The organism is Roseateles sp. GW823-FHT07B05 (genome assembly GCF_058794515.1).
Map to the genome: position 1 here is coordinate 321,042 of NZ_JBXAGX010000005.1, position 22,805 is coordinate 343,846.

A 22,805-nucleotide genomic window follows, 5' to 3' on the forward strand; every position below is an offset into this window, starting at 1 on the left:
ATGAGCCTGTACCGGGACCACCTCGCCACGCTGCAGCGCCAGGCCGAAAGCGCGCTGGCACGCACCGGGCACGACGCGCTGCTGATCGCCGCGGGCATCGAGAAGTACGCCTTCCTCGATGACCGGCCCTACCTGTTCCAGCCCAACCCGCACTTCAAGCACTGGCTGCCGCTGACGAACCATCCGCATTCGTGGATCGCCGTGCGGCCGGGCAGCAAGCCGCGGGTCGTCTACTACCAGCCCGACGACTACTGGCATGTGCCGCCCGAGGCGCCCAGCGGCGAGTGGGTGGATGCGGTCGAGCTGGTCGTCATCCGCGAGCCCGAGGACGCCGCGAAGGCGCTGGCCGACCTAGTCACGCCGCGCACCGCCGTCATCGGTGAAGCGGACGCGGGGCTGCCTGGCCTCGTGCCCAACAACCCCGAGCCGCTGCTGAACCTGCTGCACTGGGCGCGCGGCGTGAAGTCTCTGTACGAGCTGGCCCAGATGCGCGCCGCCCAGCGCCGGGCGGTGCCGGGCCATGTGGCCGCACGCGTGGCCTTCCTGCGTGGCGACAGCGAGGCGGGCATCCACCGCGCCTACCTCGTCGCCACCGGCCACACCGACCGCGACCTGCCGTACACCAACATCATCGGCCTCAACGAGCACGCCGCGGTGCTGCACTACCAGTACCAGGACGAGCGCCCGCCGGCCGAGCCGCGCAGCTTCCTCATCGACGCCGGCGCGCAGGTCAACGGCTATGCCAGCGACATCACGCGCACCTGGGTGGCGCCGGGCCACGACGAGTTCGCCGCGCTGGTGGCCGCGATGGAGCGCGAGCAGCTGGCGCTGGTGGACGAGGTGCGCGAGGGCGTGGACTACCGCGACATCCACCTCAGCACGCACCGCCGCGTGGCCCGCGTGCTGCGCGAGGCCGGTCTCGTGCGCATGAGCGACGAGGCCATGGTGGCCGAGGGCGTCACCAAGCCGTTCTTCCCGCACGGCATCGGCCACCTGCTGGGCCTGCAGGTGCACGACGTGGGCGGTTTCATGGCCAGCGAGGAAGGCGGCGTGGCGGACAAGCCCGAGGGCCACCGCTACCTGCGTCTGACGCGGCCGCTGCAGGCCGGCATGGTGGTCACCATCGAGCCGGGGCTGTACTTCATCCCCACGCTGCTGCGCCGGCTGCGCGAGTCGCCGCAGGGGGCCCAGGTGGACTGGGCAGCCGTGGAGCGGCTGTCGCGCTACGGCGGCATCCGCATCGAGGACGACGTGGCCTGCCGCGCCGCTGGAGAGCCGCCCGAGAACCTGACGCGCGACGCGTTCGCGGCTACGGCCTGACGACCGGATCGCCGTACAGCACGCCGCGCCCGTGCGTGCCGACGTAGACGCGGCCGAACACCTTGGGGTCGCCGCTGACCTGCAGGATCAGGCCCCACTGGTGCGCGTCGTCGTTGATGCGCTGCCAGCTGGTGGCTGAGTCGGTGGAGCGGAACAGGCCGTAGCGGCCGGCCACGGTGCCGACGAGGTACAGCGCCGGGGCCTTGCTGCGCGGCGCCGCGCGGCCGAAGCCGAAGGCGTGGATCTCGCTGACGCCGGGCAGGCGCTGGAACGCGCCGCCGTCGCCGGCACGGTACAGGCCGTGGAAGGCGGCCAGCCACAGCGCGCCCTCGCGGCCGGGCTCGGCATAGAGCCGGTCCTGGCCGCCGCGGTCGTCGCCGCGGTTGCTCTGGTTGTGGCTGCCCGCCGCGGTGCGCGTGGCGGGGCCGTCCGGCAGTGCCAGCGGGCGGGCCGTGAACGTGAGGCCGGCGTCGCGGCTGCTGAACAGGCGGTCGTCGAACAGCGCCATCGCGTGGAAGCGCTGCGGGTTCACGCGATCGGCGACGACGCGGGTGCCGGCCGGCAGGCCTTGCACCGGCGTCCAGGTTGCGCCGCGGTCGTGGGTGACGTGGGGCGTGCCGCCCTTGGGCGTCCAGACCCAGGCGCGGCCGTCGGCGGACACGGCGACGAAGCCGTCGCTGGATTTGGGATCGGGCACGGTCGCCGGCTCGCGCCAAGTGGCGCCGCCGTCGAGCGAGTAGCCCAGGTTCTTGTGGCCGTCGCGCGGCTTGCCGATGCGCACGATCACCTCGGGCGCGGCCTCGGCGCCGGTCACGTCGTGCATGTTGCCGAAGAAGGGCGGCTTGGGGTTGCCGGCGGCGGGCCGGTCCAGGTCGGTGTGCACGAAGCCCGAGTAGTCGCCGATGGCCGTCACCAGCGGCACGCCCTGCGTCGGGCTGTGCAGCGCCAGCGCGACCGTCTCCTCGATGCCGCGGGACATGACCTGCCAGCGCGTCGGCCGGCCACGGTCGGCGTCCGTCAGGTTCAGCGTCTCCCAGCCGCCGTAGCCGGTGGTGAACAGCGCGTGGTCGGGGTTGGCGGGGTTGATGCGGACGTCGTAGAGCCAGTGCAGGTGGGTGTCGGCCACGTAGGGCGCGGCGGACGCGTCGAAGCTCGCGGTCTTGAACAGCTCGGTCCACGTGGCGCCGGCGTCGGTGCTGCGGAACAGCTGGTCGCCCGCGCCGCGGCCGGCGGTGCTGGCGAGCAGGCGCTGCGGGTGCGCCGGGTCCACGGCCACGGTGGCGTAGCCGAAGGGGTCGGCGGCGCCGGGGCGGGCGGGCGTGATGTCGGCCCAGGTGTCGGTGCGCGGGTCCAGTCGCCAGACGCTGCCGTCCTTCATGCGGTGCGGGCCGGGTTCGCTGGCGAAGGCCAGGTAGAGCCGCCCGTCGCCCGCCAGCGCGGCGCGCATGGGGCGGTGCTGCGTGGGCGCGCCGGGCACGGGCTGCCAGCTGGCGCCGGCGTCCGTGCTGCGCCACAGGCCGGGCCGGCCGACGACGGACACGCCGGCGTAGACCGTGCGGCTGGGCTGGCCGCGCGCGCCGCTGGCCGGGTCGAACAGCACGAAGTTGATCGTCGCCTTGCCATCGCTGCCGCCCCAGCCGGGGCGCGGGCCGTCGCTGGCGTTGCGCTGCCAGGCGGCGTCGGGGAAGCTTTCGACGCGCTGCAGGCTGCGGCCGGCGTCGGTGCTGCGCCACAGGCCCGTGGTGCGGCTGGCCAGGTAGAGCACGCGGCCGTCGTTGGGGTCCACGGCCAGCCGCTCGCCGTTGCCGCGGCCGCCTTCGTTGCCGCCCAGCGGGAAGGGCAGCGCGGTGCGCTGGAAGGTCTTGCCGCGGTCCGCCGAGCGCAGCAGCGCGCCGTTGGGCACGCCGGCGACCGTGTAGGTGCCGCAGGCGAGGAGCAGCACGTCGGGTTCGTTCGGGTCCACCGCCAGGCTCTCCACGCCCATCAGGTTCACGTCCTTCAGCGCCAGCCCGTCCAGCAGCGGCGTCCAGGTGCCGGTGGCGGTGTCGCGGCGGTAGGCGCCGCCCATGTCGGTGCGGGCGTACATCAGGCCCGGCACGGCCGGGTGCAGCGCGAAGCCGCTGACGAAGCCGCCGCCGACGATGGCGACGGGCTTCCAGGCGTAGGCCGCGTCGGGCGGCGGAGCGGCCGGCGTGGTGGCGGCCAGCGCGAGCTGGGCGCCCAGCAGCGCGCCCAGCAGGGGTTTGAAGGGGTTCATGTCTCCAGCGTCTTCTTGTTCAAGTGCCGGCATCGTCCATTTGTTCGTGTGTCGAACAAATACGGTTTACCCGGAGGAACGGGTGGCGGCGGCGGGCGACCGCCGGGCCAGGGTTCCCGGCAGGTCGCCCGTCGGCGGGACATGGGATAATTGATGGAACGATAGGCCGCAAAAAATGGAATTGCATTCCATTTTTCAGGAGACAGCAAGCCATGAGCCACCCGATCTCGATGAAGCACACGCTGAGCTACGGCAGCGCGAACCTGCTGGGCAGCGGCGCGCTGGCCATCGCCGGGGCCTGGCTGCTGTACTTCTACACGACGTTCTGCGGGCTGACCGTCGTCGAGGCCGCCACGATCTTCTCGGTCGCGAGCATCCTGGACGCCATCAGCAACCCCGTCATGGGGTATCTCAGCGACAACTTCTACAACACCCGGCTGGGCCGCAGATTCGGGCGGCGACGGTTTTTCATCCTGATCGGCATTCCGCTGGTGCTGCTGTATCCGCTGATGTGGGTGGAGGGTTTCGGCTTCTGGTATTACCTGGGCATGTACGCGCTGTTCGAGCTGGTCTACACCTCGATCATGGTGCCGTATGAAACCCTGGCCACCGAGATGACGACCGATTTCGCGGTGCGCTCCAAGCTGACCGGCTCCAAGGCCATGTTCGGCAAGGCGGCCAACTTCCTGGCGGCGTTCATCCCGGCCCAGCTGTTCCTGGTCTACAGCAAGGAATCGGCCACGCCGTTCCTGCTGATGGGCATCATCTACGCCCTCATCATGTGCGGCGCGATGGTGGCGCTGTACTTGAACTCGTGGGAGCGCCCCGCCCACGAGGTGGTGCAGGAGCGTGCCGGCAGCCTGGTGCAGGCGCTGAAGAAACTCGGCGCGGACATGCTGTCCACCTTCCACCTGAAGATTTTCCGCAAGCACCTGGGCATGTATCTGCTGGGGTTTGGTGCGGAATGGCTGTTCGCGTCGATATTCACCTATTTCATCGTCTTCTGCATGGGGCAGGACAAATCGGTGGTGGGGTATCTGAACAGTTTCAGCTCGGTGATGCAGCTGATCTCGACGATGCTGTTCATCGGTTTCTGCATCAAGTTCGGCTTCGCGCGCCCCTACCGCATCGCGTTGCTGGTGGTGTGCGGCAGCGTGCTGGCGTACACGGCGCTGTTCTTCCTGGGCTGGTCGCGCGAGACCACGGCCATCGCGCTGTTCGCCGTGACGGCCGTGTTCGGCCTGGGCACGGGCGGCGTGTACTACATCCCCTGGACGGTCTACACCTTCCTCGCCGACGTGGACGAGGTGCTGACGGGCCGCCGCCGTGAGGGCATCTACGCCGGGGCCATGACCTTCGCTGGCAAGATCACGCGCTCGGTCATCGTCTTCGCGATGGGCTGGGTGCTGGGCGAGTTCGGCTTCCTGTCCGGCCAGGCCGCGCAGCCGGAGAGCGCCGTTCACGCCATCATCGGCGTGTTCACGCTGGGCGTGATCGGCCTGGGCCTGGGCGGCATCTACTACACCTACCAGATGAAGCTGGACCGCAAGAACCACGCGGTGCTGCTGCAGGAGATCGCCCGCATCAAGGCCGGCGGCCGCATCGCCGACGCGCCGCCCGAGGCCCGCGCCGTGGCCGAGGAGCTGACGGGCTGGAAGTACGAGCAGTGCTGGGGCAACAACAAGCTGGCACCCAAGGAAAGCCAGGTGCAGGCGCGCGCCTGAGCAGACCGCTCCCTAGCGGCGCAGCTCCGCGGCGATGAGCCCGTCGCAGGCCGCTTCAACAAGGTCCAGCACCTCGTCGAACCCCGCTGCGCCGCCGTAGTACGGATCGGGCACGTGCGGGTTGCCGGCGTGCGGCGCGTAGTCCATCAGCAGCTTGAGGCGGTGGCGCTGGCCCGGCGGGCACAGGCGGCGTGCGTTGGCGAGGTTGTCGTCGTCCATCGCCAGCACGAGGTCGAAGCGCTCGAAGTCGCGCGCCTCCAGCTTGCGGGCGCGCAGCGTGCTCAGGTCGTAGCCGCGCCGCAGCGCGTGCTGCTGGCTGCGTTCATCCGGCGGCGCGCCGACGTGGTAGCCATGTGTGCCGGCCGAGTCCACCTCGACGTCCAGCCCCGCCGCGGCCAGCTTGGCGCGCATGACGCCGTCGGCCGTCGGGCTGCGGCAGATGTTGCCCATGCAGATGAACAGCAGGCGGCGGGCAGGCATGGCGGCGCTCACAGCAGCAGGAACGCGGCCGCCGCCAGCGCGGTGGGCAGCAGCGCCCCCAGCAGCAGGCCGCCGGCGCCGATGGACTCGTCCTCGAAGCCGCGCTTGAGCAGTGCGACGCCGGCCGGGTTGGGCGCGTTGGCGATGACGGTCAGGCCGCCGCCGGCCACGGCGCCGGCCACCAGCATGTACTTCGCGTCGTCGGAGATGCCGGCGATCAGCGAGCCGAGGTAGGTCAGCGCGGCGTTGTCGGTGACGGCGGTCAGGCCCAGCGCGCCGAAGAACAGCGCGAGCGGCTTGAGGCTGGAGACGATGGGCTGCAGCCACCAGGCCTGCAGGCCGCCCAACACCACGAGGCCGGCCAGGAAGAAGCCCACCAGCAGCGCCTCCTTTAGGATCAGCGGGCTCTGGTGGCGCTCGTAGGCCTGTGCCACACCCAGGAACAGCAGGAACAGGCCGAGGAAGGCCACCGGGTGGTGGGCCAGCAGCACGACGCCGGCCAGCAGCGCCAGGTGCACCAGCACCAGCGGCAGCGGCACCGGGGCCTCTGCTGGCGCCGCGCCGCCCGCCGGCGGGGCGGCGAGGTGTTTGCGCAGCAGCAGCGTGGCCAGCGTGGCATTGGCGACCACGGCGAGCGCGGCCTTCCAGCCGAAGTGGGTGAACATGAAGGCGCTGTCCCACTGCCACGTGGCCGCCACCATCAGCACCGGCGGCGCGGCGTAGGAGGTCAGCGTGCCGCCGATGGAGATGTTGACGAACAGCACGCCCAGCGCGAAGTACTTGATGCGCTCGGGCACGTCGGGGCGGAACACCTGCGGCGCCAGCATCAGCGCGGCGATGGTCATGGCCGCCGGCTCGGTGATCACCGACCCCAGCAGCGGCACGGCGGCCAGGCCCAGCCACGCGCTGGCCACCGCGGTGGGCAGCGGCAGCAGGCGGGCCAGCAGGTCCACCGCCCAGATGACGGTGCGCAGCACCGGCCGCGACGCGGCCACCACCATGACGACGAAGACGAACAGCGGCTCGGTGTAGTTGCGCGATTCCGCGTAGGCCAGCGCCGGGCTGCCGCCCTGCATCAGCGCCATGGCCAGGATGAGGACGATGGCCCAGAAGCCGAACACCACCTCCACCTCGCCGAGCAGATGGAACAGCCCCGCGTGGCGCGGGAAGCGGTGCGACAGGCGCTCGAGCTGCTTGGCGGCGAAGGTGTGCGCCAGCGCCAGCCCGAACAGGGCGAGCGCGGTGTACTGGATGACGGCGTCGGACATGGTGGCCTTTCTTCGCGGTCCTCGCGAGAGGACCCGCAGGTCATACGCGAGGCGGCCCGACCATCGCAGAAGTCCTGCCGCCCCGAGATCCTGGGGCGGCACCCGGCGCGCAGTGTAGCGAGGCCGTGTGGCGGGCTCAGAACCGCATGTCGGCGCGCAGCGAGATCACGCGGAAGGTCTTGTTGCGCGACCAGCTCTCGGTCAGGTACTCGCGCTGGGTGACGCTGTTGATGCTGGTGCCCACCGAGCTGTCCTCGGCGTCGCGCGGCAGCAGGTTTGCCATGGACAGCCGCCAGTTGATGCCGTCGCGCACCGAACCGCTGCTCCAGGACAGGTAGGCGTCGAATTGGCGGCGGGCGGTCTGGTCGCGGCGCAGCGTCTCGGTCACCTGCTCGCGGCTGGCGGGCACGTAGTTCATGTTGAAGCCGCTGCCGAAGTTCAGCCCCCAGGCCTTCCAGCGGTGGTCCAGCCCGAAGTTCAGGCTGCCGCGCGGCTGCTGGTCGATGCGGTTGCTGTTGCCCGGCAGGCCCTGCACCTTGTTCTTGAAGACGGCGGCGTTGAAGCGCAGCAGCATCATCTGCAGCTCGGCCGGTGCGTCTTCCCAGAGTTCGTCCATGCGGGCCTTGAACTCGAACTCCAGCCCCATGCGTTGCGCGCGGCCCATGTTGCGCGGCCGGCTGACCCAGCGCTGCGCACTGTCCCAGCTGACCGTCTCCAGCTGCACGTCGCTGCGGATCAGCTGCTTGATGTCGCGCAGGAAGGCGCTGCCCGAAATGATGCCGCCGGTGGGCAGCCAGTGTTCCAGGCTGAGGTCGGCGCCGGTGGCCAGCTCGGGCTTGAGGTCGGGGTTGCCGGCGCGGTCGGCGTGGGTCTGGTAGTTGGGGCCGTCGGGGTAGGTGGTGTTGATGGTGGGCCGCGCCACCAGGTCGTTCAGGTTGGGCGCGCGGTAGCTGCGCGTGAGCGCCAGGCGCACCTGGTCCTTGGGGAAGGCCTCGGGCTTCCAGAGGATGTGGAACAGCGGCGAGGTGACCTGCGAGACGTTGCGCGTCTCGGGCAGCATGCCCGCCGCGGCGGCCGTGGTGGCGATGCGCTCGTAGCGCAGGCCCGCGTAGAACGCCCACTGCTTGCTGGGGCTCCACTCGTCCTGCGTGAAGGCCGCGAAGCGCTCGTTGCGAGAGGCCAGCAGGTTGCCGAAGCGCGCCAGGCCCGGCAGCGGCGCGCCGTTGACCAGCGTGTCCACCACCTGCGTGCGCTGGCTGCGCTCGGCCTCGGCGCCGGTGACCCACTGGTGCTCCTGGGCCGTCTTGAGGTTCCAGCGGCCGCTGAGGCTGGTCTGGTCCTCCTCCACCGAGGAGTGGTCGTCCTGCGCGCGGTCGGTGGTGACGCCGGCGATGCTCATGGTGTCGCGGCGGCTGCTGTTGCGGACGTTCTTGGACGTGCCCGTGCCCAGCCGCAGGCTGAAGCTCTCGCCCACCTTGGGCCGGTAGTCGCCCGACAGGTTCAGCCGCAGGTTGTGGTTGCGCGCGTCGTTGTCGCCGTGCACATCGCGAAAGCGCGTGCCCTCGGAGTTGAACTGGCTGCTGCCGTCGCTCTGCGACAGGAAGAACGACGGCGTCAGGTTGAGGCTCAGCGTGTCGCTGTACTTCCAGCGCAGCCGGGCGTTGCCGTTCAGGCTGGTGTTCTGGCTCTCGCTGGTGCCGAGCTGCGTGTTCTGCTCGACGACCTCGCCGGTCTCGGTGTCGGTCCTGCGGTTGCCCGAGTCGACGTTGTTGAAGAACCGGCGCACCGCGCCGTTCGTGGAGATGGCGCCGACGAACTCGTCGCCGTTCGCGCCGCCCCACTTGAGGTTGCGTGTCCAGCTGGCGTCGACCTGCGGCTCGTTGCGGTCCCAGCCCAGGCCCACGCGGACCTCGTGGTTGGACTTCTGCAGTGGCTCGCGCAGCACGATGTTGATGGTGCCGGCGATGGCCCGCGTGCCGGTGGCGGCGGTGGGGGCGCGGTAGATCTCGATGCGCTCGATCTGGTCGGGCGGCAGCTCCTCGACGGCGAAGCCCGGCGGCGGGCGCTCTTCGTCGATGAGGATCTGCGTGGCACCGCCGCCCATGCCGCGCATGCGGATGTCGCCGCCACGGCCCGGGCGGCCGCCCAGCGTCACGCCCGGCAGCCGGCGCAGCACGTCGCCCAACACGACGTCGCCGTACTTCTCCAGGTCCTCGCGCTCGATGACGATCTTGCTGGCCGTGCTGTTGCGGCGGCGGCTGTTGGCGTTGGGGCCGCTGCTGACCTCCACGCGGTCCAGCTTGTTGCCCTGGGCCGCCGGCGCCGGTGCGGGCGCCGCTGCCGGTGGGGCCGGCGTGGCGGCAGGGGGGGGCGGGGTCGGCGTCGGGGCTTGGGCCACACCCGGAAGGCTGACGGCGCAGAGGCAGGGCGCGGCCAGCGCGAGGAGGAGGCGACTCATGGGCGCGCATTCTTGCGGAGCCCATTAACACCTGCTCACGTAAAGCGCTCATTTACATGAGCGCCCGCGAGCGGTGTGGTCAGAACCGCCAACCCAGGCCCACGCTGGCCAGTGTCGGGTTGACCTTGAACTTGCCGACCGAGTTGCCGGCCGAGTAGACGGTGGTGCCCAGGGTGACCTTCTTCAGGTCGAAGTTCAGGTAGGTGCCCTTCGTGATCTCCACGTCGGCGCCGATCTGGGCGGCCAGGCCGAAGCTGTTGTGCTTGATGCCAGGCTTCAGTGCCGCCTGCACCGCGGGCGCGAACTCGACGGACGAGAAGTTCGTGTAGTTCACGCCGGCGCCCACGTAGGGGCGGAAGGTGGCGTTGGGGGCGAAGTGGTACTGCAGCGTCAGCGTGGGCGGCAGGTGCTTCAGCGAGCCGATCTCGGTGCCGTTGGAATACAGGCGCTGCTTCTGCGGGTAGGTCAGGATCAGCTCGGCCGCGATGTTGGGCGTGATGAAGTAGCTGAAATCGACCTCGGGGAAGGTCTTGTTGTTCATGGACAGGCCCAGGCCGGTGCTGTCCTTGTTGGCCGAGTCCAGGTGCAGTGCGCGCACGCGAACCATGAGCTGGCCCTCCTCGGCCTGCGCGGGTTGCAGGGCGAAGACAGCGGCGGCAGCGATGGCGGCCAGGCGGAGGGCGGGGGAGAACTTCATCAATGACTCCTGGTGAATGGGACGGGTCCCGATGAAGTCATTGAACGCGCCGGGCGCCCGGCGCGATTTGAGGCAACACAAGCTGCCCTCCCGGGCAGGCCTCGTTCAGTGCAGGGCTTTGTGGTGGATCAAGCTTGTGCGTTGACGCCGAGGCGTTGGCACAACGCCAGCGTCAGCGCGCTCTGGTTCAGCGTGTAGAAGTGGATGCCCGGCGCGCCACCGGCGACGAGGCGCTCGCAGAGCTTGGTCACGACGTCCAGGCCGAACGCGCGGATGCTGGCCGCGTCGTCCATGAAGCCTTCCATCTTCATCTGCACCCAGCGCGGGATCTCGATGCCGTCGCGCTGCGCGAACTGCGCAATGCGGCCGTAGTTGTGGAAGGGCATGATGCCCGGCGTGATGGGCTGCGTGACGCCCAGCCGCCGCGCCTCGTCGACGAAGTGGAAGTAGGCGTCGGCGTTGAAGAAGAACTGCGTGATGGCGCCGTCGGCACCGGCGCGCATCTTGTCGGCGAAGTGCTGCAGGTCGCGCGCGGCGTAGCGCTGCTGCGGGTGCGTCTCGGGGTAGGCGGCCACCTCGATGTGCCAGTCCTTGCCTTGTGTTTCGCGGATGAAGCTGACCAGCTCCGACGCGTAGCGGAACTCGCCCGCTGTGGCCGTGCCGCTGGGCAGGTCGCCGCGCAGCGCGACGACGCGGCGGATGCCGCGCTCGCGGTAGGTGGCCAGGATCTCGGCGATGTTCTCGCGCGTGGAGCCCACGCAGCTCAGGTGCGGTGCGGCGTCGAAGCCGGCGCTGGCGATGTCCATCACCGCGGACAGCGTCTTGTCGCGCGTGGAGCCGCCCGCGCCGTAGGTGACGCTGAAGTACTGGGGCTTGAGCGCGCCGAGCTCCTGCACGACGGTCTTGAGCTTCTCGACGCCCACGGGCGTGTTGGGCGGGAAGAATTCGAAGGAGACGGGCGTGTTCATCGGGACGCGTGTAGAAAGAATTCGCGGTTGCCATCACCGCCGGTGATGGGGCTGTCGAAGTAGTCCAGCACCTGGAGGCCCAGCGCCGTGCAGGCCAGCCGCACACGGGCTTCCAGGCGGGGGTAGTCGGCCTCGTCCTTGACGAGGCCGCGCTTGTCCAGCGCCTGCGGGCCCAGCTCGAACTGCGGCTTGATCAGCACCAGCAGGTGGCCGTGCGCCTCCAGCCAGGGCAGCAGCTCGGGCAGGCTGCCCACCATGGAGATGAAGCTCAGGTCGCCCACGATCAGCGGGAAACCGCCCGTGGGCGCGTGCTGGCGCAGCACGCCCAGCTCGCGCACATGCACGCCTTCCAGCGCGGTGACGCGGGCGTTGCGCTGGAGCTGCGCATGCAGCTGACCATGGCCGACATCGACGCCGACAACATGGCGTGCCCCGCGGGCCAGCAGGCAGTCGGTGAAGCCGCCGGTGCTCTGGCCGACGTCCAGCACCGTGTGGTGCAAGACGTCGAAGCCCGCGCGGTCCAGCGCGCCTTCCAGCTTGAGCCCCCCGCGCGAGACGTAGCGCAGCTCCGCGTCGTCGGTGACGCGCAGCTGCGCGGTCTCGGGCAGGTCCTCGCCGGCCTTCTTCAGCGCGGCCCAGCCGGTGGGCGAGGCCCACTCGGCAGCGCCGTGGCTGATGAGGCGCTGGGCCACCGAGCGGGTCGGTGCCAGGCCCTGGGCGACGAGGAGCTGGTCAGCGCGCATCAGGCGATCAGTAGCGGTAGGTGTTGGCCTTGTAGGGGCCGGCCTTGTCCACGCCGATGTAGGCCGCCTGCTCGTCGGTCAGCGTCGACAGCTGCGCGTTCAGCGTGGTCAGCTGCAGCAGCGCGACCTTCTCGTCCAGGTGCTTGGGCAGCACGTAGACCTTGCCGGCCTCGTAGCGGTCCTTGTGCGCGAACAGCTCGATCTGGGCGATGGTCTGGTTGGCGAACGACGAGCTCATCACGTAGCTCGGGTGGCCCGTGCCGCAGCCCAGGTTCACCAGGCGGCCCTTGGCCAGCAGGATGATCTTCTTGCCGTCGGGGAAGGTGACATGGTCGACCTGCGGCTTGATCTCGTCCCAGCCGCAGTTCTCGATGGACGCGACGTCGATCTCGTTGTCGAAGTGGCCGATGTTGCAGACGATGCTGTTGTTCTTCATCGCCTCCATGTGCTCGCGGCGGATGACGTTCTTGTTGCCGGTGGCGGTGACGAAGATGTCGGCCTTGTCGGCGGCGTATTCCATCGTCACGACGCGGTAGCCTTCCATCGCGGCCTGCAGCGCGCAGATGGGGTCGATCTCGGTCACCCAGACCTGGGCCGACAGTGCGCGCAGCGCCTGTGCCGAGCCCTTGCCCACGTCGCCGTAGCCGGCCACGACGGCGATCTTGCCGGCCACCATCACGTCGGTGGCGCGCTTGATGGCGTCCACCAGCGACTCGCGGCAGCCGTAGAGGTTGTCGAACTTGCTCTTCGTGACGGAGTCGTTCACGTTGATGGCGCGGAACTGCAGCGTGCCCTTGGCCGCCATCTCGTTCAGGCGCAGCACGCCGGTGGTGGTTTCCTCGGTGACACCGATGATCTCGGCGGCCTTGCGGGTGTACCAGGTGGCGTCGGTGGCGATCTTGGCCTTGATGGCCGCGAACAGGATGCGCTCTTCCTCGCTGCCGGGGTTGGCCAGCACGGACAGGTCCTTCTCGGCACGCTGGCCCAGGTGCATCAGCAGCGTCGCGTCGCCGCCGTCGTCCAGAATCATGTTGGGGCCTTCGCCCGCTTCGCCCTTGCCGCCGAATTCGAAGATGCGGTGGGTGTAGTCCCAGTAGTCTTCCAGCGTCTCGCCCTTGTAGGCGAACACGGGCGTGCCGACGGCGGCCAGCGCGGCGGCGGCGTGGTCCTGCGTCGAGAAGATGTTGCACGAGGCCCAGCGCACTTCGGCGCCCAGTGCCTGCAGCGTCTCCACCAGCACGGCCGTCTGGATGGTCATGTGCAGCGAGCCCGCGACGCGCGCGCCCTTGAGCGGCTGCGACGCGGCGTACTCCTTGCGGATGGCCATCAGCGCCGGCATCTCGTGCTCGGCGATCTTGATTTCCTTGCGGCCCCAGTCGGCCAGCGACAGGTCCTTGACGATGTGGGCGGGGAGGTTGGCGGTCATGACGGCTCCTTCAGGGAATGAAGCCGCTGGCGCGTGCCGGGGGAGTTCAGGCCTCACCCCGACCATCGGTCAGCGGGTGAGCGCAGTTGCAGGGTGTCTGTTCCGAGCCTGGCCTCAAGGGTGCTGAGGTTGCAACGCTCCTCGGAAGCTGCGGATTCTAGCGAGGCCCGGCGCCGCCCGGCGCCGTTTCGTCGGTCAGCCCGGGCCGGCGCCTGCCAACAAATCGTCGCCGGGCGCGGAGAAGAGGGCCGGCCGGCCGACGATGAGCGGGTCGACCGCGCCGATGCGCTCCAGCCGCCGCTCTGCGTAGGGCAGCCGGTTCAGCACGAAGCGCATCGCATTCAGCCGCGCGCGCTTCTTGCAGTCGCTCTTGATGACGGTCCAGGGCGCGTCCGACGTGTCGCAGTGCAGAAACATGGACTCCTTGGCGCGGGTGTAGTCATCCCACTTGTCCAGCGAGGCCATGTCGATGGGGCTGAGCTTCCACTGCTTGAGCGGATGGAGCTTGCGCTCCTTGAAGCGGCGGCGCTGCTCGGCGCGGCTGACCGAGAACCAGAACTTGAACAGGTGGATGCCGGAGCGCACCAGCTGGCGCTCGAACTCGGGGGTCTGGCGCAGGAATTCCTGGTACTCGGCTTCGCTGCAGAAGCCCATGACGCGTTCCACGCCGGCGCGGTTGTACCAGCTGCGGTCGAACATCACGATCTCGCCTGCGGTAGGCAGGTGCTCCACGTAGCGCTGGAAGTACCACTGGCCGCGCTCCACCTCGCTGGGCTTGTCCAGCGCCACCACGCGCGCGCCGCGCGGGTTCAGATGCTCCATGAAGCGCTTGATGGTGCCGCCCTTGCCGGCCGCGTCGCGCCCTTCGAACAGGATGACGACGCGCGCGCCGGTCTCCTTCACCCAGGCCTGCAGCTTCAGCAGCTCCACCTGCAGGCGGTACTTCTGCTTCTCGTAGGCCTTGCGCGAGAGCAGGTTCTTGTAGGGGTAGCCGCCCTGGCGCCAGCGCGGGTTCAGCGCGGTGTCGGCGTCCACCTCGGCTTCCGGGGTGGTGGCCTCCTCGTGCTGGCGCAGCGCGCGGCGCAGGTGGCGCCGCTCGTCGGGCGAGCTGCCGTCCAGCAGCGTGGCCAGTTCCTCGGCCAGCGCCTGCGGGCTGCTCTCGCCCTGCTGATGCCGGCGCAGCAGTTCCGCCAGCGTCTCGCTGCCGGCCACCTGCCGGCGCGTCGTGGCCCGGGCGACGCGGTGCTTCTGCAGGCTCTCATCGTCCAGCCGGGGCGGCGTGTCCCCGGAGGCCACGCGCCGGGCGCCGTGTCGTCGCGGGGCCGGTTGGTCAGGCCCGGTGCTGCGGGCGCGGGGCGTTGTGGGCATCGGCTTCACTCCTTGGCATGACGGGACGATGACGATACTGCGCGCCGGGCGGGCTGCGGGGATTGATCCCGCTCAAGGCGGCAAGGGGCATCAGACGCCGCCGCGCAGCTGCTCGACATCCTGCCGCGGCGGCGCACCGAACAGGCGCCGGTATTCGCGGCTGAACTGCGACGGGCTCTCGTAGCCGACGCGGTGGGCGGCGCTGGCGGCGTCCAGCCCGTCGCCCAGCATCAGGCGGCGTGCGTGCTGCAGCCGCAGCGACTTCTGGAACTGCAGCGGCGACAGCGTGGTCAGCTGCTTGAAGCGCAGGTGCAGCGTGGACGGGCTCATGTGCGCCAGCCCGGCGAGTTCGTCGATGGACAGCGGCTCGGCGAAGCGGCGCGTCAGCTGCTCGATGACGCGGTTGAGCCGGCGCGCCACGCCGTCGCCCTGCGCCAGCGCGCGCAGCCGCGGGCCCAGCGGGCCGGTCAGCACGCGGTAGAAGATCTCGCGCTGCACCAGCGGCGCCAGCGTCTTCAGGTGCTGCGGCGTGGCCAGCAGCTGCAGCAGGCGCTGCGCCGCATCCAGCAGCGGCGCGGTGACGGGCGCGACGTGCAGGCCGGCGTCGGCGTCCGGGGCATCGTCCAAGCCGGCGCCCTCCAGCAGCAGCTCGGCCAGCGCCTGCGTCTCGCAGCTCAGCCGCAGGCAGACATAGGGCTGGTCGGCGCTGGCCTCCACGACGTGGCCGCGCGGCAGCGCCGTCACCGGCACCAGCAGGCAGTGCAGGGCGTCGTAGTGCACGACGCGGTCGCCCAGCCGCGCTTGCTTGCGGCCCTGCAGCACTAGCACGAGGCCGGGTTCGTAGATGGCCGGCACCGGCAGCGCCGGCGCGCTGGCGCGGATCACGCGCAGCCAGGGCAGTGCGGTGGCGTGGTGCCCGTCGGCGGGCGCATGGGCCAGCGCCTGCGCCACGGTGCGCTGGCGCAGGGCCTGGAGGTCGTCATCGGGTGGCATGTGGGCGATTGTGCAAACGCCATGGCCCTCACGGCGCCCGGCGAGGCCCGGGCCCGGAGGATCGGGCAAGCACGCGCCAGCTTTGTGCTGGGCGGCGGTGGCCGGGTTTCCTAAGCTGTCGCCGTCCCGTTGATGATTCGTTCAAGGAGCCCCGTCATGACGCTTACCGACTTTCCCCGCCGCCGCCTCGGCAGCAACGGCCCCGAGGTCTCGGCCCTGGGCCTGGGCTGCATGGGCATGTCCGATTTCTACGGCCCGGCGGACGACGCGCAGTCGCTGGCTGTGCTGCACCACGCGCTGGATATCGGCATCAACTTTCTCGACACGGCCGACATGTACGGCATCGGTGCCAACGAGCGCCTGCTGTCGCCGCTGCTGCGGTCGCGCCGCAGCGAGGTCGTGCTGGCCACCAAGTTCGGCCACGTGCGCGGCGCGGACGGCGCCGTTACGCGCATCGACGGCAGCGCGGCCTATGTGCGCCAGGCCTGCGACGCCAGCCTCGGGCGCCTGGGCGTGGACCACATCGACCTCTACTACCAGCATCGTGTCGACAAGACCGTGCCCATCGAGGAGACGGTGGGCGCGATGGCCGAACTGGTGAAGGCCGGCAAGGTGCGCCACCTGGGGCTGTCCGAGGCCTCGGCCGCCACCATCCGCCGCGCCCATGCGGTGCACGCCATCGCCGCGGTGCAGACGGAGTACTCGATGTGGAGCCGCGACGTCGAGGCCGAGATCCTGCCCACCTGCCGCGAGCTGGGCATCGCGCTGGTGCCCTACAGCCCGCTGGGCCGCGGCTTCCTGACCGGCGCGATCCGCTCGGCCGACCAACTGGCCGCGGACGACCGCCGCCGCCTCCACCCGCGCTTCCAGGGCGGGAACCTGGACCATAACCTCGCGCTGGCCGATTCGCTGGCCGCGCTGGCCGAGGCCTGGGGGCACACGCCGGCCCAGCTCGCGCTGGCCTGGCTGCTGGACCAGGGCGACGACATCGTGCCCATCCCCGGCACGCGCAGCATCGGGCGGCTGGACGAGAACGCGCGGGCCGCGCGCGTACATCTCGACGATGGCCGCCGCGAGCACATCGCGGCGCTGCTGCAGCGCCACGCCATCGCCGGCACGCGCTACCCGGCGGCGCAGATGGGCTCGGTCAACGTCTAGCCCGGCGCAGCGGCCCGATGTCGAGACGCATGCAGTCGTGGCGCGATGGGTGGGGCGGGGCGAAAAAAAACCGGCTCAGCAGAGCCGGTTGTTCACGGGGGTGCAGGGGTCAGTAGCGACCGCCACCGAAGCCGCCGTTGCCGTAGCCGACATCCTTGCGCGAGCTGGCGGTGTAGCCGCCGCCGCCGCCGCCACCGGCGCCGCGGCCACCGGCCTCCTTGCCGCCTTCGCGGGGGCGCGCCAGCGTCACGACGATGGAGCGGCCATCGACGGACACGCCGTGCAGCGCGGCGATGGCGGCCTGGGCGACTTCGGCAGAAGCCATCTCGACGAAACCGAAGCCCTTGGAGGTGCCGGTGTCGCGGTCCATCATGACGCGGGCGGAAGACACGCTGCCGAACTCGGCAAAGTTGCTCTTCAGGCTGGAATCGGTCACGGAGTAGGGCAGGTTGCCCACGTAGATCTTGGTGCTCATCGACGAGCCTTTCTGGATGCGGCGCATCGGCAGGATGCGGCCTGGCGGTTCTGCGGAGGAGCCCGCAGCGAGGGTTGTCTGCACGCTGGCAGCCAGCCTCGGGTGATTGCGAAAAGCCGTGCGGCTCCGCGCGGCAGGGGTCGTGCCGAAGCGAGACAGCCCGTCTCAGGCATCGTCACGGCAACCCGGGATTATATCTTTGACGCATATGTGGGTCGATTTGTATTCCCTGTAGCGCTGATGGGCCGGCCGGCGAGGTCGTGGCCGGGTCAGCCGGGATCGACGCCCAGGAACGCCGCCAGCCGGTCCACTTCCGCCTGCAGCGCCGCCTTGAACCCCGCGTCGCGCGGCGCGCGGCCGGTCACGTAGCCGCAGTCCACCTGCAGCCGGCCGCTCTTCACGCTGGCATTGGCCCAGCCGACGACGTCGTCGCGCCACAGCAGCGGCAGCGCGTAGTGCCCGCGCACGCGCTTGGGCGCAGGCGTGTAAGCCTCGAAGCGGTAGGCCCAGCCCCACAGCTGCTCGAAGCGGCGACGGTCCCAGACCACGGGGTCGAACGGCGCCAGCAGCCGCACCTGGGCCGGGATGCGCCAGCCGCGCGTGGGGTCCTCGTCGGCCGGCCAATACCAGTCGGTGCCGTCCACCTGCGCATGGGCCAGCCGCTGCCTGGCGCGCGCAAGCGTCGTCTTGCGCAGGTCCTGCCACTGGCGGGCGCCGCTGGCCAGCATGCTGATCAGCGTGGACAGGCTGCCGGCCGGCAGCGGCGCGTACTTCTGGATCACCACGTCGGCCAGCGCGTCCATCGCGGCCTGCGGGTCGGGGTGCGCCTGCCACGGCTGGGCGAGCCGGTAGACGCGCGTGCCGCTGTCGCGCCGCACGACGTCCAGGTGGCCGCGGAAGTGCAGGCCGTCCAGCAGCTCGGTGGACAGCCGGCTGTTGCCGCCGAACCAGTTCTTCACCGGCCCGTGGCCCAGCGCCGCGTCGACGTCGGCGGGGTGCGCCTCGCCCAGCCGCCCGACCTCGGCCAGCACCGCGTCGGCCAGCTTCCAGCGCGGCTTGTCCCATGTGCGCCGCGCCGTGCGCGGGTGCATCAGCGCGCGCAGCGCGGGCGTCACGAAGCCGTAGTTGATGAAGAAGTCCTCCTGCAGCGGCAGGCGCGGGTAGCGGCGCTCCAGGTCGCCGGCGCGGTAGTCCTTGACGCGGTGGCGCAGCGTCAGATCCTGCGCGCGGGCCGGTGCGCGCAGCGGGTCGGCCTGCACGAAGCCGCCGAGCCGCTCGACGGCCTTCATCAGCGTGGTGGGGGTGAACAGGCTGCGCGCCACGGCATGGCGGCGCAGCGCGGCGAGGTCAATGGGGGCGGGCATGCAGGTCGGCGTGGGCGTGGCGCAGCAGGGTCTGGGTGTCCTGGCCGTCGTCGGGGTACAGCGCGATGCCGAAGCCGGCGCGGGGCGCGGGGGCATCGGGCACGTCGGCCAGGCTGGGCAGCGGCAGCCGCAGCGCGGCCTCCAGGTGGTTGCGGGCGGCCTCGGCGTCGGCGCGGTTGTCGACGGACTCCAGCAGCAGCAGGAACTCGTCGCCGCCGTAGCGGGCCACGATGTCGCCGATGCGCACGCCGGCGCGCAGCCGCTGGCCGGCCTCCTTCAGCACGGCGTCGCCCACGGCGTGGCCCAGCCGCGCGTTGATGTCGCCCAGGCCGCGCAGCGTGACGCGCATGACGGCGAACGGCCAGCGGTCGTCGCGGCGGCGCTGCTGCAGGATGCGGTCGTCGATGCGGTGCAGGATGGCGCCGCGGTTGCACAGGCCGGTGAGCTGGTCGGTCAGCAGCCGGGCCTGCATGTCGGCCAGGCCGCGGGCCAGGTCGCCCAGCGCGTCGCGGCGGCCGGTGTCGGGGGCGGCGTCCAGCATGCCGTCGCCCACGCGCCGGGCGGCGTCGGTCAGCCGGCGCAGCTCGCGGTTGATCAGGCCCAGCGCCGCCCAGCCCAGCGCCAGCGCTGCCAGCGCCGCAGCGCCGGCCAGCACGGCGGCCTGCACGAAGCCGTGCTGCACGCCGCCGAGGAACTCGTCGCGCGGCACGGCCACGATGACGCGCCAGTCCAGCCCCAGCGACGGGTCGACCTGCGCGTGGCTGACCTGCACGACGCGGCCGTCCGCGTCCTCGAAGCTGAACGTGCCGCCGGTGCGCGACGCGGCCTGCCGCCGCACCGCGGCGAAGCTGCCCGCCACCAGCGCGTCGCCGCTCTGCGCGGCATTGAGCCGGTCCTGCGTGCCGTTCAGGTGGGCGCCGCGCGACACCGCCACGAGGCCGCCATCGGCGTCCACGACCATCGCGACCGCGTCCTGGCCGAGCGTCTGGCGCGCCAGCAGCGCGCCCAGCGGCTTGAGCGGCACGTCGGTGGCGGCCACGCCCTCGGGCTCGCCGGCATCGTTCAGCACGCGCCGGGTGCGCGTGACGACGAGGTCCTTGGTCTTGAAGTCCACGTAGACGGGCGTCCAGCCCAGCGCGGCGGGCGACGCCAGCGTGGCCCGGAACCAGGGGCGCTCGCGTGGGTCGAAGGCCTGCTCCTCCGCCAGCGGTGCGCGCAGCGCGCCGTCGATGCCGCTGAAGCGGTAGAGCGTGCGCGGGCCCGCGTCGGCCGAGCGCAGCCGCAGCTCGGCCTCGTGCTCGGAAAAGCGCCACAGCCCGATGAAGTGGCCGCGGCGGTCGCCGTAGTAGACGTAGCGGTCCTGCACCGGGGGCGCCGACGTGGCCAGCCAGAAGCGCTGGCGCAGCAGGTCGCGCTCGCGCGTGAGGTCGTCGGGCGCCGGCAGGCCGGTGGGCATGGCCGTCTCCAGCACGGCCTCGGCGCCGCCCACATGGCGCTCCAGCGACACGGCGATGCGGCCGGCCGACTCGGTCACCAGCCGGCCGGACAGTGCGTCCACGCCGTCGCGGGCAGCCTGCCAGCACAGCGTGCCCGCCAGCAGCCCCACCGCCAGCACCGGCAGCAGGGGCGGCAGGGTCAGCAGGCTGCGCAGGCTCAGGCGGTCGGTCAGCGTCCTCGGGATCAAGGGCAGGGCTCGGCGTGGGGCGGGCGGTGGCGCTGGCGCAGGTTAGCAGGCCGGGTGGGCGCCAGCCCAGCCCTGGCGCGGCCCGCCAGGGCCGCCGGGCGGCGCGGCACTAGAATTCAAGGTTGCTTTGCGGTGGCCCCGGCCGCCCGACCCTCAAGGAAATCATCGTGTTCATCTCCAACGCCTACGCCCAGGCCGCTCCGGCCGCCGCCAGCCCCGAATCCGGCCTCCTCGGCATGCTGCCGCTGGTGCTCATGTTCGTGGTGCTCTATTTCGTCATGATCCGGCCGCAGATGAAGCGCCAGAAGGAGCACAAGGCCATGATCGAGGCGATCGCCAAGGGCGACGAGGTGGTCACGGCCGGCGGCATCGTCGGCAAGGTCGCCAAGCTGGGCGACAGCTTCATCCACGTGGAAGTGGCCAGCGGCGTCGAGCTGCAGCTGCAGCGCAGCGCCGTCACCCAGGTTCTCCCCAAGGGCAGCTTGAAGTAAACGGCCGCGTGCCCATCTCCCGGGCCACCACGCCGTCCGGGCGCTGACAAGGAAGTCCCATGAACCGCTATCCGCTCTGGAAGTACGCGATCCTGCTCGTCGCGCTGCTGATCGGCACCCTCTACACGCTGCCCAACCTGTTCGGCGAAGCGCCGGCGGTGCAGGTGTCCAGCGCCAAGGTCACCCTCAAGGTCGACCCGGCGCTGCAGTCCCGCATCGAGGCCGCGCTGCAGCAGGCCGGCGTCAAGGCGGACTATGTGCAGTTCGACGGCAGTTCCATCAAGGCCCGCTTCGCCGACACCGACACGCAGCTCAAGGCCAAGGACACGATCAACAAGGCCTTGAACCCCGACCCCAGCGAGCCGGGCTACATCGTCGCGCTGAACCTGCTGTCGCGCTCGCCCCAGTGGCTGACGGCGCTGCACGCCAACCCCATGTACCTGGGCCTGGACCTGCGCGGCGGCGTGCACTTCCTGATGCAGGTGGACATGAAGGCGGCCCTCACGAAGAAGGCCGAGGCGCTGACGGGCGATGTGCGCACCATGCTGCGCGAGAAGAACATCCGCCACGCCGGCATCAGCCGCGACGGCAACACCGTGATGGTGGCCTTCCGCGACGCCGAGCAGCGCACGGCGGCCATCGAGGTGCTGAAGACCCAGCTGCCCGACGTCACATGGACGCCCCAGGCCGACGGTGGCCTGGCCGGCGCGCTGAGCCCGCAGGCGCAGACGGCCGTGCAGGACGCCGCCATCAAGCAGAACATCACGACGCTGCACAACCGCGTCAACGAGCTGGGCGTGGCCGAGCCGGTGATCCAGCAGCAGGGCCGCGACCGCGTCGTCGTGCAGCTGCCCGGCGTGCAGGACTCCGCCAAGGCGCAGGACATCATCGGCCGCACCGCCACGCTGGAGCTGCGCATGGTGGACGACAGCGCCGAGGCCATCGAGGCCCTCAAGGGCAATGGCCCCGTGCCGTTCGGCACCGAGCGCTTCATGGACCGCGGCTTCGGCCCCATCATCGTCAAGCGCCAGGTCATCCTGACCGGTGACAGCCTGAACGATGCGCAGTCCGGCTTCGACGAGAACCACAACCCGGCCGTGCACCTGACCGTGGACGCCAAGGGCGCGCGGATCATGAAGGAGACCTCGCGCGAGAACGTCGGCAAGCGCATGGCCATCCTGCTGTTCGAGAAGGGCAAGGGCGAGGTCGTCACGGCGCCCAAGATCAACTCCGAGCTGGGCAACCGCTTCCAGATCTCCGGCGCGATGACCACGCAGGAAGCCAGCGACACGGCGCTGCTGCTGCGCGCCGGCTCGCTGGCCGCGCCGATGGAGATCATCGAGTCGCGCACCATCGGCCCGAGCCTCGGCAAGGAAAACATCGAGAAGGGCATCGCCAGCGTGACCTGGGGCTTCGTCGCCGTGGCCGCGTTCATGTGCGTGTACTACCTGCTGTTCGGCATGTTCTCGTCGCTGGCGCTGGGCTTCAACGTGCTGCTGCTGGTGGCTGCGCTGTCGCTGATGCAGGCCACGCTGAGCCTGCCGGGCATCGCCGCCATGGCGCTGGCGCTGGGCATGGCCATCGACTCCAACGTGCTGATCAACGAGCGCATCCGCGAGGAACTGCGCGGCGGTGCCTCGCCGCAGCAGGCCATCCACCTCGGTTACGAGCGCGCCTTCGCCACCATCCTTGACTCCAACGTGACGACGCTGATCGCCGGCGTCGCGCTGCTGGTGTTCGGCTCCGGCCCCATCAAGGGCTTTGCCGTCGTGCACTGCCTGGGCATCCTGACCTCGATGTTCTCGTCCGTCGTGTTCTCGCGCGGCCTCGTGAACCTCTGGTACGGCCGCCAGAAGAAGCTCAAGAGCGTGTCCATCGGGCAGATCTGGAAGCCCGAAGCCGACACGACCGACGTCGCTGCGAAAGCCTGA

The 22,805-nt window shown here is 70.6% G+C and carries 18 protein-coding genes and 1 riboswitch; of the genes, 5 read left to right on the forward strand and 13 right to left on the reverse strand.

Features of this window, described 5'->3' with window-relative positions:
* Nucleotides 1-1,320, forward strand: a complete 1,320-nt coding sequence (gene pepQ / locus AC1Q7O_RS13855) for a Xaa-Pro dipeptidase (RefSeq protein WP_492660748.1) — start codon at nt 1-3, stop codon at nt 1,318-1,320.
* Here the strand turns inward: pepQ and AC1Q7O_RS13860 are convergent.
* Nucleotides 1,310-3,577 (reverse strand): hypothetical protein, encoded by a 2,268-nt coding sequence (locus AC1Q7O_RS13860; protein ID WP_492660749.1) that lies wholly within the window; start codon nt 3,575-3,577, stop codon nt 1,310-1,312. The genes pepQ and AC1Q7O_RS13860 overlap by 11 nt on opposite strands.
* Before the next feature lie 212 nt (nt 3,578-3,789).
* Between AC1Q7O_RS13860 and AC1Q7O_RS13865 the strand changes: the two genes are divergently transcribed.
* Nucleotides 3,790-5,301 carry an MFS transporter gene (locus tag AC1Q7O_RS13865; protein WP_492660750.1) on the forward strand — a complete coding sequence of 504 codons (1,512 nt, stop codon included), beginning with the start codon at nt 3,790-3,792 and terminating at the stop codon, nt 5,299-5,301.
* Between the two features lie 12 nt (nt 5,302-5,313).
* Here AC1Q7O_RS13865 and AC1Q7O_RS13870 read toward each other — a convergent pair whose 3' ends face one another.
* The 9 genes from AC1Q7O_RS13870 to AC1Q7O_RS13910 form a co-directional block, all read right to left on the reverse strand.
* Entirely contained in the window at nt 5,314-5,781 is a 468-nt protein-coding gene (locus AC1Q7O_RS13870) for a low molecular weight protein-tyrosine-phosphatase (protein WP_492660751.1), read from the reverse strand.
* An 8-nt stretch (nt 5,782-5,789) separates the two neighbouring features.
* Nucleotides 5,790-7,049 carry a putative Na+/H+ antiporter gene (locus tag AC1Q7O_RS13875; protein ID WP_492660752.1) on the reverse strand — a complete coding sequence of 420 codons (1,260 nt, stop codon included), beginning with the start codon at nt 7,047-7,049 and terminating at the stop codon, nt 5,790-5,792.
* A gap of 136 nt (nt 7,050-7,185) precedes the next feature.
* Nucleotides 7,186-9,507 (reverse strand): TonB-dependent receptor plug domain-containing protein, encoded by a 2,322-nt coding sequence (locus AC1Q7O_RS13880; protein WP_492660753.1) that lies wholly within the window; start codon nt 9,505-9,507, stop codon nt 7,186-7,188.
* 79 nt (nt 9,508-9,586) lie between these two features.
* Entirely contained in the window at nt 9,587-10,204 is a 618-nt protein-coding gene (locus tag AC1Q7O_RS13885; protein WP_492660754.1) for an OmpW/AlkL family protein, read from the reverse strand.
* A 128-nt stretch (nt 10,205-10,332) separates the two neighbouring features.
* On the reverse strand, nt 10,333-11,172 hold the full coding sequence (gene metF, locus AC1Q7O_RS13890; protein WP_492660755.1) for a methylenetetrahydrofolate reductase [NAD(P)H]: 840 nt from the start codon (nt 11,170-11,172) through the stop codon (nt 10,333-10,335).
* Nucleotides 11,169-11,915, reverse strand: a complete 747-nt coding sequence (locus AC1Q7O_RS13895) for a TlyA family RNA methyltransferase (RefSeq protein ID WP_492660756.1) — start codon at nt 11,913-11,915, stop codon at nt 11,169-11,171. Before AC1Q7O_RS13895 ends, metF begins: the two co-directional genes overlap by 4 nt.
* Before the next feature lie 7 nt (nt 11,916-11,922).
* Complete coding sequence (gene ahcY / locus AC1Q7O_RS13900; RefSeq protein ID WP_492660757.1) at nt 11,923-13,341, reverse strand: adenosylhomocysteinase; 1,419 nt, start codon at nt 13,339-13,341, stop codon at nt 11,923-11,925.
* A gap of 71 nt (nt 13,342-13,412) precedes the next feature.
* Nucleotides 13,413-13,490, reverse strand: a riboswitch (S-adenosyl-L-homocysteine riboswitch).
* A gap of 46 nt (nt 13,491-13,536) precedes the next feature.
* The gene (ppk2, locus tag AC1Q7O_RS13905; RefSeq protein WP_492660758.1) at nt 13,537-14,637 is read right to left on the reverse strand and encodes a polyphosphate kinase 2; all 1,101 of its coding nucleotides are present in this window, start codon (nt 14,635-14,637) and stop codon (nt 13,537-13,539) included.
* A gap of 162 nt (nt 14,638-14,799) precedes the next feature.
* Nucleotides 14,800-15,702: an AraC family transcriptional regulator gene (locus AC1Q7O_RS13910; RefSeq protein ID WP_492660759.1), complete on the reverse strand. Its 903-nt coding sequence runs from the start codon at nt 15,700-15,702 to the stop codon at nt 14,800-14,802.
* A 156-nt stretch (nt 15,703-15,858) separates the two neighbouring features.
* Here AC1Q7O_RS13910 and AC1Q7O_RS13915 point away from each other — a divergent pair, with 156 nt between their 5' ends.
* On the forward strand, nt 15,859-16,860 hold the full coding sequence (locus AC1Q7O_RS13915; protein WP_492660760.1) for an aldo/keto reductase: 1,002 nt from the start codon (nt 15,859-15,861) through the stop codon (nt 16,858-16,860).
* Nucleotides 16,861-16,969: 109 nt separating this feature from the next.
* Here the strand turns inward: AC1Q7O_RS13915 and rbp are convergent, their stop codons facing one another.
* From rbp to AC1Q7O_RS13930, 3 genes are all read right to left on the reverse strand, one after another.
* A complete protein-coding gene (gene rbp / locus AC1Q7O_RS13920; RefSeq protein ID WP_492660761.1) occupies nt 16,970-17,335 on the reverse strand; it encodes an RNA-binding regulator in 366 nt (121 codons plus the stop codon).
* 269 nt (nt 17,336-17,604) lie between these two features.
* The gene (locus AC1Q7O_RS13925; RefSeq protein WP_492660762.1) at nt 17,605-18,699 is read right to left on the reverse strand and encodes a DNA glycosylase AlkZ-like family protein; all 1,095 of its coding nucleotides are present in this window, start codon (nt 18,697-18,699) and stop codon (nt 17,605-17,607) included.
* Nucleotides 18,683-20,383 carry a diguanylate cyclase domain-containing protein gene (locus AC1Q7O_RS13930; protein ID WP_492660763.1) on the reverse strand — a complete coding sequence of 567 codons (1,701 nt, stop codon included), beginning with the start codon at nt 20,381-20,383 and terminating at the stop codon, nt 18,683-18,685. Before AC1Q7O_RS13930 ends, AC1Q7O_RS13925 begins: the two co-directional genes overlap by 17 nt.
* A gap of 167 nt (nt 20,384-20,550) precedes the next feature.
* On the opposite strand from AC1Q7O_RS13930, the gene yajC reads away from it, so the two are divergent.
* A complete protein-coding gene (yajC, locus tag AC1Q7O_RS13935) occupies nt 20,551-20,874 on the forward strand; it encodes a preprotein translocase subunit YajC (RefSeq protein ID WP_492660764.1) in 324 nt (107 codons plus the stop codon).
* 59 nt (nt 20,875-20,933) lie between these two features.
* A complete protein-coding gene (gene secD / locus AC1Q7O_RS13940) occupies nt 20,934-22,805 on the forward strand; it encodes a protein translocase subunit SecD (protein WP_492660765.1) in 1,872 nt (623 codons plus the stop codon).

Excerpts from the sequence above, each read along its gene's own strand:
- pepQ (WP_492660748.1), top strand. The coding sequence starts at position 1 with ATGAGCCTGTACCGGGACCACCTCGCCACGCTGCAGCGCCAGGCCGAA.
- AC1Q7O_RS13860 (WP_492660749.1), bottom strand. The coding sequence starts at position 3,577 with ATGAACCCCTTCAAACCCCTGCTGGGCGCGCTGCTGGGCGCCCAGCTC.
- AC1Q7O_RS13865 (WP_492660750.1), top strand. The coding sequence starts at position 3,790 with ATGAGCCACCCGATCTCGATGAAGCACACGCTGAGCTACGGCAGCGCG.
- AC1Q7O_RS13870 (WP_492660751.1), bottom strand. The coding sequence starts at position 5,781 with ATGCCTGCCCGCCGCCTGCTGTTCATCTGCATGGGCAACATCTGCCGC.
- AC1Q7O_RS13875 (WP_492660752.1), bottom strand. The coding sequence starts at position 7,049 with ATGTCCGACGCCGTCATCCAGTACACCGCGCTCGCCCTGTTCGGGCTG.
- AC1Q7O_RS13880 (WP_492660753.1), bottom strand. The coding sequence starts at position 9,507 with ATGAGTCGCCTCCTCCTCGCGCTGGCCGCGCCCTGCCTCTGCGCCGTC.
- AC1Q7O_RS13885 (WP_492660754.1), bottom strand. The coding sequence starts at position 10,204 with ATGAAGTTCTCCCCCGCCCTCCGCCTGGCCGCCATCGCTGCCGCCGCT.
- metF (WP_492660755.1), bottom strand. The coding sequence starts at position 11,172 with ATGAACACGCCCGTCTCCTTCGAATTCTTCCCGCCCAACACGCCCGTG.
- AC1Q7O_RS13895 (WP_492660756.1), bottom strand. The coding sequence starts at position 11,915 with ATGCGCGCTGACCAGCTCCTCGTCGCCCAGGGCCTGGCACCGACCCGC.
- ahcY (WP_492660757.1), bottom strand. The coding sequence starts at position 13,341 with ATGACCGCCAACCTCCCCGCCCACATCGTCAAGGACCTGTCGCTGGCC.
- AC1Q7O_RS13910 (WP_492660759.1), bottom strand. The coding sequence starts at position 15,702 with ATGCCACCCGATGACGACCTCCAGGCCCTGCGCCAGCGCACCGTGGCG.
- AC1Q7O_RS13915 (WP_492660760.1), top strand. The coding sequence starts at position 15,859 with ATGACGCTTACCGACTTTCCCCGCCGCCGCCTCGGCAGCAACGGCCCC.
- rbp (WP_492660761.1), bottom strand. The coding sequence starts at position 17,335 with ATGAGCACCAAGATCTACGTGGGCAACCTGCCCTACTCCGTGACCGAT.
- AC1Q7O_RS13925 (WP_492660762.1), bottom strand. The coding sequence starts at position 18,699 with ATGCCCGCCCCCATTGACCTCGCCGCGCTGCGCCGCCATGCCGTGGCG.
- secD (WP_492660765.1), top strand. The coding sequence starts at position 20,934 with ATGAACCGCTATCCGCTCTGGAAGTACGCGATCCTGCTCGTCGCGCTG.